This window comes from Nocardia sp. NPDC005998 (assembly GCF_040614395.1).
In the GTDB taxonomy this organism is placed as follows: Bacteria; Actinomycetota; Actinomycetes; order Mycobacteriales; family Mycobacteriaceae; genus Nocardia.
In genome coordinates this window covers 101,155-113,660 of record NZ_JBEXUI010000029.1, presented here as the reverse complement: position 1 = coordinate 113,660, position 12,506 = coordinate 101,155, and the positions used below count along the sequence as shown (strand labels likewise).

The window sequence follows — 12,506 nt, the reverse complement described above, 5'->3', positions numbered from 1 at the left end:
GGAGATCTTCGGCCCGGTGGTCGCGGTGACCCGGTTCGACACCGTGGACGAGGCAGTCCGGATCGCCAACGACACCCTCTACGGGCTCGGCGCGCCGCACGGCTCGGCGATTCCGCAGCCGCCCGCACCTCAGGATGCGGTGCCGCAGCCGCCGGTGGCGCAGATGTCCCCGGCCGCCGCCAGCAATAACCAGCCGAAGTGACCTCAGCATCGGATCCGGTTCCACCAGTGCCGATGTCATCCCACGCACCGCCGTCCTTCCGATCGGGTGAACTGTCCGATCCGAAACTGACGGCGGCGCTGAAAACGCTGGAATTGACCGTGCGCCGCAGGCTCGACGGTGTGCTGCACGGCGATCATCTCGGACTTATCCCGGGCCCCGGCTCGGAACCGGGCGAGGCCAGGACCTACCAGCCGGGCGACGATGTGCGGCAGATGGATTGGTCGGTCACCGCCCGCACCACCCATCCGCATGTCCGGCAGATGATCGCGGACCGGGAACTGGAGACCTGGATGGTGGTCGACCTGTCGGCCAGCCTCGACTTCGGCACCGCACTGTGCCAGAAGCGCGATCTGGCGATCGCGGCCGCAGCGGCGATCACCCACCTGACCAGTGGCGGTGGCAACCGGATCGGCGCGGTCGTCGCGACCGGTGAGCAGTTGACGCGCATTCCCGCACGCAGCGGCCGGGTGCACGCGCAGTCGATGCTGCGCGAGATCGCGACGACGCCGCATGCCCGCGACGGTGTGCGCGGCGATCTGCGCGAGGCGATCGAATCGCTGCGCCGCCCGCAGCGCAAGCGTGGACTCGCGGTGATCATCAGCGACTTCCTCGGTGACATCAACTGGCAGCGCTCACTGCGCGCCATTTCCGCGCGTCACGATCTGCTCGCGGTGGAGGTGCTCGATCCGCGCGATCTGTCGCTGCCCGATGTGGGTGATGTGGTGCTGCACGATCCGGAGACCGGACGCACCCGGGAATTCAGCGTGACTCCTGCGCTGCGCGCCGATTTCGCGGCCGCCGCCCAGCGCCATCGCGTTCAGGTCGAACAGGCGCTGCGCAGTTGCGGCGCACCGGTGCTCACTCTGCAGACCGATCGGGACTGGATCTCGGATGTGGTCCGGTTCGTGTCCACCCGGCGCCACGCATTCGGCGCCCCGAGCGGACGGGCGCCGCGCCAGTGAGTATTTCGCATTTCACCGCGTTGATCTGGTTGGGCTTCCTCGCCGTCGTTGTGCTGATCGCGCTGGGCTATATCCTCGTACAGCGCAGTCGCCACCGGCACATGCTGCAGTTCAGCAATATGGAACTGCTGGAGAAGGTCGCCCCGTCGCGGCCGAGTCCGATCCGGCATGTGCCGATTGCGCTGATGCTGATCGGTCTGGTCTTCCTCACCATCGCGGCCGCGGGGCCGACCGCGGTCAAGAAGGTACCGCGCAATCGCGCGACAGTCGTTCTGGTAATGGACGTTTCGCTGTCCATGGAAGCCACCGATGTGCCGCCGTCGCGGCTGAAGGTGGCGCAGAAGGCGGGTAAGGAATTCGTCGACGGACTGCCGCCCGGTATCAATCTCGGCTTCGTCACCTTCGCGGGCACCGCCTCGGTCATGGTGCCGCCGACGACGAATCGCGAGGCCGTCAAGGCGGCTATCGACAACATCAAACTCGCCGAGCGCACCGCCACCGGTGAGGGCATTCTCACCGCGCTGCAGTCGATCGACACCATTGCCACGGTGCTCGGCGGTGCGGAAACGCCGCCGCCTGCACGCATCGTGCTGATGTCGGACGGTAAGCAGACCGTGCCCGATGATAAGGATGTCGATAATCCACGGCACGGTTTCACCGCGGCCCGCCTGGCGAAGAACAAAGGCGTTCCGGTGTCGACGATTTCGTTCGGCACCTCATGGGGCACGGTGGAGATCCCGGACCAGGACGGTAAGGGCGCTCAGCGCGTCAAGGTGCCTGTCGACGACGATGCGCTGCGCGAGATCGCCAAACTCTCCGGCGGTGACTTCTATACCGCGTCCAGCCTGACCGAGTTGACCGCTGTCTATGACACCCTCGAAGAGCAGATCGGCTTCGAGATGACCAGGGGCGATGCCAGTCGACCATGGCTTTTGCTGGGCATGTTGGTCGTCGCTGCCGGTGTGGTTACCGGCTTGCTCTATCGTCAACGCCTGCCGTAGTCGTCAATGTCCGCCGTCGCGACGCGCCCGGCGCCGCATAGCGCACTGCATGTGGCCGGGGCGTGGCGCACGAACCCGAACAGATAGGTTGGTCTTCATGTCGAACATCACATCCCGGTCGGTCCTGGTGACCGGCGGTAATCGCGGCATCGGCCTCGCGGTCGCGCAGCGTCTGCTGGCCGATGGGCACAAGGTGGCCGTCACGCATCGCGGGTCGGGGGTTCCGGACGGTCTGTTCGGTGTGAAATGCGATGTGACGGATAGTGACTCGGTCGATGCCGCCTTCACCGAGGTGGAGCAGCATCAGGGGCCGGTCGAGGTGTTGGTCGCCAATGCGGGCATCACCGACGACACCCTGCTGATGCGGATGACCGAGGAGCAGTTCACCAAGGTCATCGATGCGAACCTGACCGGCGCATTCCGCTGCGCCAAGCGCGCGAACCGAGCCATGCTGCGGGCGCGTTGGGGTCGGATGATCTTCCTCGGCTCCGTGGTCGGCCTTGCCGGTCAAGCCGGACAGATCAACTACGCCGCATCCAAGGCCGGTGTTATCGGTCTGGCTCGCTCGGTCACCCGTGAACTCGGTTCGCGCTCGATCACCGCCAATGTCGTCGCGCCCGGCTTCATCGAGACCGATATGACCGCCGAGCTGCCCGACGATCTGCGCGAGATGGCGAAGAAATTCATTCCGTTGCAGCGTCTCGGCGAGCCCGAAGATGTCGCGGCCGTGGTCAGCTTCCTCGCCTCCGAGGATTCGCGCTATGTATCCGGCGCGGTGATCCCGGTCGACGGCGGCATGGGCATGGGCCACTGAGCCGACCCGAAAACGGTGCGCCGCCTCGGCGGTCGCGCAACCCCACGAACTTCGACCACAGGAGAACCGAAAACCCATGGGCGGATTGCTCGAAGGCAAGACCGTGCTGATCACCGGCATCATCACCGATTCCTCGATCGCGTTCCACGCGGCCGCGGTCGCGCAGGAGCAGGGCGCGAAGGTGCTGATCACCGGTATTCCGGAGCGGCTGCGGCTGATCGATCGGATCGCCAAGCGGCTGCCGCAAGAGGTCGGTCCGGCCATCCCGCTCGACGTCACCAGCGAGGACGATCTCGGCGCGCTGGCCGATAAGGTGCGCGAGCTCGCGCCCGAGGGCGTCGATGGCGTGCTGCACTCGATCGCCTTTGCGCCGCGCACGCTGATGGGTCCGGAGGCGCGTCCGTTCCTGGACGGTCCCGGCCCGGATGCGGCCAAGGCCTTCGAGATCTCGGCTTGGAGCTACGCCTCGCTGGCGCGCGCCGTGCTGCCGGTCATGAACGAGGGCGGTTCGATTGTCGGCATGGACTTCGATCCGCGCACCGCGATGCCGTTCTACAACTGGATGGGTGTGGCCAAGGCCGCGCTGGAGTCGGTGAACCGCTATGTGGCGCGCGAGGTCGGTACCGCGAAGCGGATTCGCTCGAATCTGATCGCCGCCGGACCGATCAAGACCCTCGCGGCCAAGGCCATCGCGGGCACCGCGACCGATGATGCGGCCAAGCTGAACCAGCTCAACACCTACTGGGACGGTGCCTCGCCGATCGGCTGGGATGTCGACGACCCGACCGTGGTCGCGAAGTCGATCGTTACGCTGCTCTCGGACTGGCTGCCCGCTACCACCGGTTCGATCATCTACGTCGACGGCGGAGCCAGCCACAACACCTGGTTCCCGGAGAACATGTCGATCAACTGACGTATTTCGAAGGGAGACACCGTGGTTCGGGCCGCCGACGCCCTGCTGCTGCTGTCGTTCGGCGGCCCTGAGCGTCCCGAGGACGTCATGCCGTTCCTGGAGAACGTCACCCGGGGGCGGGGCGTGCCGCGCGAACGCTTGGCAGAGGTCGCGCAGCATTACCTGCATTTCGGGGGTGTCTCACCGATCAATGCGCTCAACCGCGACATCATTGCCGCGGTGCAGCGCGAATTGGTCGGTGCCGGAATCGAATTGCCGGTCTATTTCGGCAACCGCAACTGGAACCCGATGGTCGAGGAGACCGTCGCGCGGATGGCCGCCGACGGTGTGCGGTCGGCATTGGTCTTCCCGACCTCGGCGTGGGGCGGGTACTCCGGCTGTCTGCAGTACGACGAGGACATCAGCAGGGCGCGGGCGGCCATGGGGCCGGATGCGCCGGAACTGGTGAAGTTGCGGCAGTACTTCGACCATCCGCTGTTGATCGAGGCATTCGCCGCCGCCATTCGTGCCGCGGTGGATGCCCTGCCCGTGCAGCGCCGGGACGGCGCTCGACTGGTGTTCACCGCGCACTCGATTCCGGTATCGGCCGATATTTCCGCGGGGCCGCCTGCCGATGGTGGCCGCCTGTACAGCCGCCAGGTTGCCGAGGCCGCCCGATTGTGCTCCGCCGCAACGGGATTCACCGATTATGACCTGGTGTGGCAGTCCCGCTCCGGTCCACCGCAGATCCCGTGGCTCGATCCGGATATCGTCGATCATCTCGAGGAGCTGTCCGGCAAGGGGGTGGATGCGGTCGTGGTCTGCCCGGTCGGGTTCGTCTCCGATCACCTCGAGGTCATCTGGGATCTGGACAACGAAGCCAGGGAAAAGGCCGAGGAACTGGGCATGGCGTTCGCCAGGGCCGCCACCCCCGGCACCGATCCCCGCTTCGCCCGGTTGGTCGTCGAATTGATCAACGAGCACCTGGCCGGTAGTTCGCCGCGCCGCCTCGGCGACATCCCGGGCTATGGCTGCACCGTAAACGGTGCACCCTGTGCGGTCGGCTGCTGCACCCCGCCCCGTCGTCCCGCCACGGCAACCTAGCCCAGGACGTCCTGGGCGTCAGATCGCGCGGCGGGCACCGCGCCGCCGTGGACGCAGCTGGTACAGGCGGTACCAGGCCAGCGCGAGGAAGACGGCCCCCAGCCCGGCGACGACTCCCATGTCGAGCAGCCACGTGCCGATGGTGTGTTTCCACAGCGGGTCGGCCGCGCCCTCATGCGGTGAGAGGGTGTCGAGGTCGACGGTGGCGGCTCCGGCGCCGAACCCCCAACGGGCCGGCGATATGTACGCCAGTTGCTCTAGGACGGGTGTGCCGGGGAGTCGCACCAGCCCGCCGGTGAGTACCAGTTGTGCCATCGACAGCACGATCAGCAGCGGAAGTGTCTTCTCCGAGGTATTCACCGACACCGACACCAGCAAGCCCAATGCCAGTGATGCGATGCCGAGCAGCGCCATCGCCAGGATCAACTCCAGCTCGACCGATGTGAAGAGCCCCTTGGGGGGCATATCCACGCCGATGGTGCCGATCAGCACCAATACCGTCGACTGGAGGGCGGTGATCACGCCCAGGACCAGCAGTTTCGACATCAGGTAGACCCCTGGTGACAGGCCTGCCGCGCGTTCTCTGCGATAGATCGTCTGTTCCTTGACGATCTCGCGAATCGAGTTTCCGGTGCCGACGAAGCATGCGCCAAATGCCAGAATCATGAGCTTGGTCGCGGCATCGATATTGGATCCCGGCGCCCCGGCGAATCCCTGGCCCGACGGCACTGCGGCGATCAAGCCACCGAGCAGTAGGGGCATCACGCCGAGGAGAGCTAAATAGCTTCGGTCCGAGGCGATCACCGCCAGATATCGGCGGCACAGGGTGCTGAGCTGGGCGAGTTTGGACTGTTGCGCGGGCGGCGGCGCCGGTGTGTGCACTTCCGCTGGGCCGATATCGTCGGTCAGTCCGACCGCCACGTAGTTCTCGAAGCGTGGCGACGTCCGGAACTCACCGGCCCAGTCGCGCTCGTGCTCGCGATCGAAGGCCTGGAAAACCTCGGCCCAGCTGCGCTGTGCGAACTCCAGCAGCCCCTCCGTGGGTGGTCCGTAATAGGCCAGTCGACCGCCGGGCACCAAGACCAGCAGACGGTCGCAGGAATCGAGATTCGCCACGCTGTGCGTGACGACGATGACGGTCCGCCCGTCGTGCGCCAGTTCGGCCAGCATTTCCATGACCGTTTTGTCCAGGCCCGGATCGAGGCCGGAGGTCGGTTCGTCGAGAAACAGCAGGGACGGTTTGGTCAGCAACTCCAGTGCGACGCTCACACGTTTGCGCTGCCCGCCCGAGAGCCGATCAATGCGGGTATCGGCGTGCCGCGCCAAGCCGAGCTCGTCGAGGACCTCGTCGACCCGCTGCTCGCGCTCCTCGCTGCGGGTGTCACCGGGGAAGCGCAGTTCGGCCGCGTAGAGCAGCGCACGCCGGGTCGGAAGCTGGTTGTGCAGGATGTCCTCCTGCGGGACCAGCCCGATCCGGTGCCGGAGTTCGTCGTAATCGGTGTACAGGTCGCGTCCGTCGTAGCGGACCGTCCCCTCCGTCGCGGGCCGCAATCCGGTGATCGCGCCGAGCAGCGTCGACTTGCCCGCTCCGCTGGGGCCGATTACCCCCACCAGCGAGCGCTGCGGGATGGGGAAGCTCACCCCGTCGAGGATCACCTTGCCCTCAGGCGTGCGCACGATGAGGTTCTGCACCGAGACAGATACGTCACCGGTGTCGACGAACTCGCGCAGCTCGTCGCCGACGAGCCGGAAGGTGGTGTGCCCCATGCCGATCAAGTCGGATTCGGAGAGGTCCGCGGCGTCGACCCGAGAGCCGTTGACGTAGGTGCCATTGTGGCTGTCGAGGTCGATGATCCGGTACCGGCCGTCGCCGGTCCTTTGCAGTTCGGCGTGATGGCGGGAGAGCAGGAGGTCGGGCACGACTACGTCGTTGTCGGCGGCACGTCCGATCCGAAGCTTGTCGGAGGTGATCCGGACGACCTCGCTGGGGGGCCGCATCATCCGCGACGATCGCGCAGATCGCCGGGGCAGGCTCGACGGGAACTGCGTGACCGTCGCTTCCTCGGCGAGGCTACGGCCGGGGACGATCAGCGTTTCGCCACCGGTATCGCGATCGGACTCGCTGCCCGGCGGCGCCTCCGGCGAGCAGGCCAGCTGTTCACCGTCCACGGAGTGCCCGAGCCGGAATGTCTCGTCGTGGTCGATCACCATCCGGTTGACCCGGCGCCCGCCGAAGAAGGTGCCGTTGCGGCTGCCGACATCCTCGATTTCCCAGCCGTCGGCACCCAGCTCCAGAACTGCGTGGATCGAAGATACGCGCGGATCGTTCACCACAACGTCGGCGGCCGGATCGCGACCGACGTTGTAGACGTCACCAGCGCGTAGCCGGTAGACGCGCTCCCTCGTCTGCACCACTAGAACTGGCGCCACGAGGGATTCCGTGGAAGACGGTTCACCCGCCATGACGTGAGTATACGACTGGGCCGCCGTGTCGCCGCAATGATTCGGCCACCCCGTGATCCTGGTTGCCGGGCACTTGCCAGCGCAGGCACCCGATTGGCGTCCGTGTCGACGACGTACCCGGCGCCGGTCCGGCCGACGGCGCGATGGTCCTTCAGTGCGCCAGCATTGCTCGAACCGATGATCGGCACTCGGCACGGAGCAAACGTTCCTTTCACCCTGAGTCGGTGATCATGTGCGCGCGGCAGCTTCTGGTAACGAGGTCGACCCAGATGCATGGATCGGTCGCCCATAGGTTGTGGGCGACTCCGGGTAGTTCTTCGAATCTGCCGTTCGGGATCAAGGCTGCGAGTTGCCGCAGGGGCCACGACGGGCGGATGTCGTGCTGCGGGGCGATCCGCCGGATAGGACCACGACATCGGGACCGTGTCCCGTGACACCGACGTGCAGCAGGGTTCCGTCATCGGCTGACACCATCGTCGATCGCATTTTCATCCCCCTTGTCGCGACGTTCCGTGCTGGTCAGAAGCTCACAGTGGTGACGTAGGCGTAGACGCCAGGGAACCCTGGGCGGGCGCTGCCCTTGCCCCAGGAAGTGAGGCCGAGCAGGCGGCCCGAGGCGAGAAGTGGGGCGCCGCTGTCGTATTCGGCGGTATCGGCGGCGGTTGATCCGGCGCAGAACATATCGGCGGGGTCGAAGGCGGAGCCGTAGGCGGCGGCGCACGTGGCGTTGGAGACGATGGGGACGGTGGCTGATCGCAGGTGCGTATTCGAGGTGTCGGTCTCGCTGGTTGCACCCCAACCCACGATGGTGCCGGTGTCGCCGTATGCGCGCGGATCATGCTGTGGTGCAGCGATTTCCAGGAAAGGCCCCGGTCTCGGCTCGTCGAGGACGAGGATCGCGAGATCACTGTAGTGCGCGGTCTCGCCGTCGAAATCGCTCTCCCGGAAATCCGGGTGAATGCGAATCTCCTTGACCCCCACAATGACTCCGTCGTGCGAGCGCAGGTCGGTGCGCCCGAAGGTGACGGTGATCGCCTGCGGCAGCAGCCGGGCCAACTCGACGCAGTGCGCGGCTGTCACCACCCGATCCGGCGCGATGAGCGCACCGCCGCAGAACTGTCCGGACGGTCGGGGGAAGAACAACGGGGAGCCGACGGCGGCGAGCCACGGGTAGGCGCTCGCCTCGGTGGTATCGCCGCCCACGATCGCCGTGGCAGGAACGGCTGGCACGCCGAGGCCGATGAGGACTGCGGTGGTCAGAGCCGCGGCAATGCGACGTATGCGGAACATGCCGCCTCCCGGATGATTCAGTCGATCTGTCGGCCTATTCAACCAGAGGACGCCGGTGATCTCGCGGCTTCGGGGACCGGTGGCCGTCTCGTGCGCCGAATGCCGGTGCTTATGAATTGCCTCGGGCCGCGGCATGTACCGCCACCAACCGTGCCGCGCGAATCGCATCCCACAGTGGGCGTAGTAGGTCTTCCTGGGCGCCGATGGCGGTGGCGGAGGTGGGGGACGAGGCCGGTTCGCGTTGGGCGACAGTGAGGATGGCGGCGACGTGGTCGGCGCTGTCGAGGATTCGCCTGGCGCGCAACGGGATCGAATCCGGATAGTCGTGGCGGGAATAGTCCGCGAGTTCGGCCTCGATGAGTTCGCGGGGGTCGGTGTCCGCGGCCGCGCCGACGGCGGTGGTGTGCAGTCGCATCAGGGCGTCGGCGGCATCGCGCACCGCTTCGCGCATGGTGTACTCCGCCTCGCCGAGCGACATATCCGATCCGGGCGTGGCGGGGATCGGCGTGCTGTAGACGGTCCACTGCAGGGTGTCGTCATCGGCCCACTGCGGGATCAGTCCGGTGCCGTCGCTGCCGGGCACGCCGAAGAGCATGCCCTCGCCCGCCTCGATGGCATCGGCGGCGAAGGCTGTTCCGGTCGGCAGACCGCGCACATCGCCGGGCACCGGCAGCACCAGTCGCAGCTGCGCACCGGGATGGGCCATCGCCTCGCGAATCACCTTGAGCAGCGCCATGACTCCGGTGCCGGACAGATTGCCGCGAGAGGACCAGGGCAGGTCGTCGCGACCGCCGGTGATCGGGTCGCCCGCGGCGATCGTGTGCCGCGGCGCCCAGGCGTACAACGCCTCCAGAATGTCATCGGGCGCGCTGCGACCGGCCAGCCATGAGCCAGCCCACACCGTTAGCGTGGCACTAGGAGAGCACATAATTATCGAGCATAAAGGAGGGTTGCGACTCGGGGGCAGCATGCCGGATACCCCGGTGAGCTGCGCGCATCTATCGATCTACTGGTACCGCGAGTACCTGCAATACCGGACCGGCCGCCGCCGCTTCACAGTTACGCCGACCGGGATCGAATTCCGCGTAGTGGGACATGGTTTCAGCGAGTGGACCCGGAATTGATCTTGCCGCTGCGGTTATTCCGGTTCGGTGACGAAGTCGATGAGCCGCTCCACTGCGCCGATCAGGGGGGCTTCCAGATCGCGGAAGGATTCGACGGCGTTGTAGACCCGCCGCCACCCTTCCTGTGGGGTGCCCCAGCCGAGGCGGCGGCAAATGCCGGTCTTCCAGTCCTCACCGCGCGGTACCTGCGGCCATGCCGCGATGCCGACCGCCGCCGGGCGCACGGCCTGCCAGACATCGATATAAGGATGCCCGGTGACCAGCACATACTTACCGAGGCCGGTGGTCAGCTGGGTTTCCTTCGAACCGGTCACCAGATGGTCGACCAGTACACCGACCCGCCGTCCCGGCCCCGGCGCGAATTCGGTCAGCCGCTCGGCCAGATTGTCCAAACCCTCGAGATGTTCGACCACCACGCCCTCGACCCGCAGATCGTGCCCCCAGACCCGCTCCACCAATGCGGCATCGTGCACACCCTCCACCCAGATCCGGCTGGTCTTGGCGACCTGGGCGCGCAGTCCCTCCACTCGCGTCGAGCCCGATGCCGACCGGGTTTGCTTCTTGGGCGCCGCGGCTTTGGGGCGGACCAGTGTCACCGGCTCACCGTCGATCAGGAACGCGGCCTCGCGCAATGCGAACAACCGCACCACACCGTGCGCGTCCTCCAGTTTGACGAACTCGCCGTCGTAGCTGCGATCGAATCCGACAACGGCGCCGCAGAATCCGCTCGCCGCATCCTCCACCACGAGGTCGCGTTCTGCCGACACTGTCGGCACCGCTGGCCTCTTCGCTCGCGAATGTCCGGAGAAGATATCGCCGCCATACATGTCACGCCCGCTCACCCGCCGAAACTAGCACTGCCGCTTCGGTTGATCTCGGTTTGTCACGCCACAGAAGTGCCACGGACAACTACAGTGGGCATGTGGCCGCAATCGTTTGGCTGGTCGCGGGTTTGCTGCTCGCGGCAGCGGAGATGCTCACCGGGGACCTCACACTGCTCATGTTGGGCGTCGCCGCGCTCGGCACGGCGGGCGTGAGTGCGGTGGCGGGTACGGGTCTGGTCGTCGACGCGGTGATCTTCGCGGTGCTGGCGCTGGTTCTGCTGCTCGGGGTGCGCCCAGTTCTGCGGCGCCGCTTCGGAACTCCGCCGCCGATCCCGACGAATGTGGACGCGCTGATGGGCAAACAGGCGCTGGTGCTCGAACAGGTGGCCGAGCACAGCGGCCTGGTCAAAATCGGCGGTGAGGAATGGACCGCCCGGCCGTTCGATACAACGGTCGAGTATCCGAAGGGAACCACGGTGTACGTCATGAAGATCGACGGCGCGACCGCTGTCGTCTGGAAGGGGCCGTAATGGGTGTACTGATCGTTGCCGCCGTCTTGGTGCTGTTGGTCGTGGTGGTGGTCTTCAAGTCGATCGCCCTCGTCCCGCAGGCGGAGGCGGCGGTCATCGAGCGACTAGGTCGATATTCGCGCACCGTCTCCGGTCAGTTGACCTTCCTGGTGCCGTTCGCCGATCGGATCCGGGCCAAGGTGGACCTGCGTGAGCGGGTGGTGTCCTTCCCGCCGCAGCCGGTGATCACCGAGGACAATCTGACCCTGCACATCGACACCGTCGTGTACTTCCAGGTGACCAGCCCGCAGGCGGCGGTGTACGAGATCAGCAACTACATCGCGGCCGTCGAACAGCTCACCGTGACCACGCTGCGCAATGTGGTCGGCGGTATGACCCTGGAGCAGACGCTGACCTCGCGCGATCAGATCAATGGCCAGCTGCGCGGTGTGCTCGACGAGGCCACTGGTCGTTGGGGGCTGCGCGTCGCGCGGGTCGAGCTCAAGAGCATCGATCCGCCGCCATCGATCCAGGAGTCGATGGAGAAGCAGATGAAGGCCGACCGCGAGAAGCGCGCCATGATCCTCACCGCGGAGGGCACCCGGGAGTCGCAGATCAAGACCGCCGAGGGGGCCAAGCAGGCGCAGATTCTCTCCGCCGAGGGTGCCAAGCAGGCCTCGATCCTGGCGGCCGAAGGTGAACGGCAGAGCCGCATTCTGCGCGCCCAGGGTGAACGTGCCGCGTCCTATCTGCAGGCGCAGGGTCAAGCCAAGGCCATCGAAAAGGTGTTCGCCGCAATCAAATCCGGTAAGCCGACGCCGGAACTGCTTGCCTACCAATACATGCAGACCCTGCCGCTGGTCGCACGCGGCGATGCGAACAAGGTCTGGCTGGTGCCGAGCGATTTCGGCAAGGCCCTGGAAGGTTTCGCGCAGAACTTCGCGACCAAGGGCGAGGACGGTGTATTCCGGTACGAGCCCGCTCCGGCCGACGATGTGCAGAGCAAGCCGGAGGACGATTCCGATGTGGCGGGCTGGTTCGATACGGCCCGTGACCCGGCCATCGAACAGGCGGTCCGTGCCGCGGAGGCCGATGCCCGTGCGTCGGTGGAGGGGATGGCCACCCCGGTGACCCGTCAGCCCCAGCCCGCGCCGTACCAACAGGTCGTGCCACCACAGCAGGCGATTCCGCCGCAGCAGGTGCCACCGCAGCAGCAGCCATACCATCCGGACGGGCCCGGACCTCAGGACCGTCCCTGGCAGCCGCCGGCACAGTAGGAGGTCGACACGAAACGCCCCGG

Annotated in this window: 11 protein-coding genes and 1 pseudogene; 8 read left to right on the top strand and 4 right to left on the bottom strand. The window is 66.5% G+C overall.

The annotated features are described in order from the left end of the window. The 6 genes and pseudogenes from ABZ293_RS30430 to ABZ293_RS30405 all read left to right on the top strand — a co-directional run. Positions 1 to 94: pseudogene (locus ABZ293_RS30430) on the top strand (aldehyde dehydrogenase family protein); the annotation flags it as partial. Between the two features lie 140 nt (positions 95 to 234). Beyond that, positions 235 to 1,185, top strand: a complete 951-nt coding sequence (locus ABZ293_RS30425) for a DUF58 domain-containing protein (protein WP_355186212.1) — start codon at positions 235 to 237, stop codon at positions 1,183 to 1,185. Beyond that, on the top strand, positions 1,182 to 2,186 hold the full coding sequence (locus ABZ293_RS30420; protein WP_354957250.1) for a VWA domain-containing protein: 1,005 nt from the start codon (positions 1,182 to 1,184) through the stop codon (positions 2,184 to 2,186). Before ABZ293_RS30425 ends, ABZ293_RS30420 begins: the two co-directional genes overlap by 4 nt. A gap of 97 nt (positions 2,187 to 2,283) precedes the next feature. Then, a complete protein-coding gene (fabG1, locus tag ABZ293_RS30415) occupies positions 2,284 to 3,000 on the top strand; it encodes a 3-oxoacyl-ACP reductase FabG1 (RefSeq protein WP_354957251.1) in 717 nt (238 codons plus the stop codon). Between the two features lie 76 nt (positions 3,001 to 3,076). Next, positions 3,077 to 3,913, top strand: coding sequence for an NADH-dependent enoyl-ACP reductase InhA (gene inhA, locus ABZ293_RS30410; protein ID WP_354957252.1), 837 nt, complete (start codon positions 3,077 to 3,079; stop codon positions 3,911 to 3,913). 21 nt (positions 3,914 to 3,934) lie between these two features. After that, positions 3,935 to 4,996: a ferrochelatase gene (locus tag ABZ293_RS30405; RefSeq protein ID WP_355186210.1), complete on the top strand. Its 1,062-nt coding sequence runs from the start codon at positions 3,935 to 3,937 to the stop codon at positions 4,994 to 4,996. A gap of 18 nt (positions 4,997 to 5,014) precedes the next feature. Here ABZ293_RS30405 and ABZ293_RS30400 read toward each other — a convergent pair whose 3' ends face one another. From ABZ293_RS30400 to ABZ293_RS30385, 4 genes are all read right to left on the bottom strand, one after another. After that, on the bottom strand, positions 5,015 to 7,459 hold the full coding sequence (locus ABZ293_RS30400; protein ID WP_355186208.1) for an FHA domain-containing protein: 2,445 nt from the start codon (positions 7,457 to 7,459) through the stop codon (positions 5,015 to 5,017). 519 nt (positions 7,460 to 7,978) lie between these two features. Next, complete coding sequence (locus ABZ293_RS30395) at positions 7,979 to 8,749, bottom strand: serine protease (protein ID WP_355186206.1); 771 nt, start codon at positions 8,747 to 8,749, stop codon at positions 7,979 to 7,981. Between the two features lie 109 nt (positions 8,750 to 8,858). Further along, positions 8,859 to 9,677 carry a hypothetical protein gene (locus tag ABZ293_RS30390; protein ID WP_355186204.1) on the bottom strand — a complete coding sequence of 273 codons (819 nt, stop codon included), beginning with the start codon at positions 9,675 to 9,677 and terminating at the stop codon, positions 8,859 to 8,861. 210 nt (positions 9,678 to 9,887) lie between these two features. Beyond that, positions 9,888 to 10,715 carry a DUF3097 domain-containing protein gene (locus ABZ293_RS30385; RefSeq protein ID WP_355186202.1) on the bottom strand — a complete coding sequence of 276 codons (828 nt, stop codon included), beginning with the start codon at positions 10,713 to 10,715 and terminating at the stop codon, positions 9,888 to 9,890. Positions 10,716 to 10,795: 80 nt separating this feature from the next. Between ABZ293_RS30385 and ABZ293_RS30380 the strand changes: the two genes are divergently transcribed. Continuing rightward, positions 10,796 to 11,227: an NfeD family protein gene (locus ABZ293_RS30380; protein ID WP_354957258.1), complete on the top strand. Its 432-nt coding sequence runs from the start codon at positions 10,796 to 10,798 to the stop codon at positions 11,225 to 11,227. After that, a complete protein-coding gene (locus tag ABZ293_RS30375; RefSeq protein WP_355186200.1) occupies positions 11,227 to 12,483 on the top strand; it encodes an SPFH domain-containing protein in 1,257 nt (418 codons plus the stop codon). The genes ABZ293_RS30380 and ABZ293_RS30375 overlap by 1 nt, the downstream gene beginning before the upstream one ends. Positions 12,484 to 12,506 lie beyond the last annotated feature (23 nt).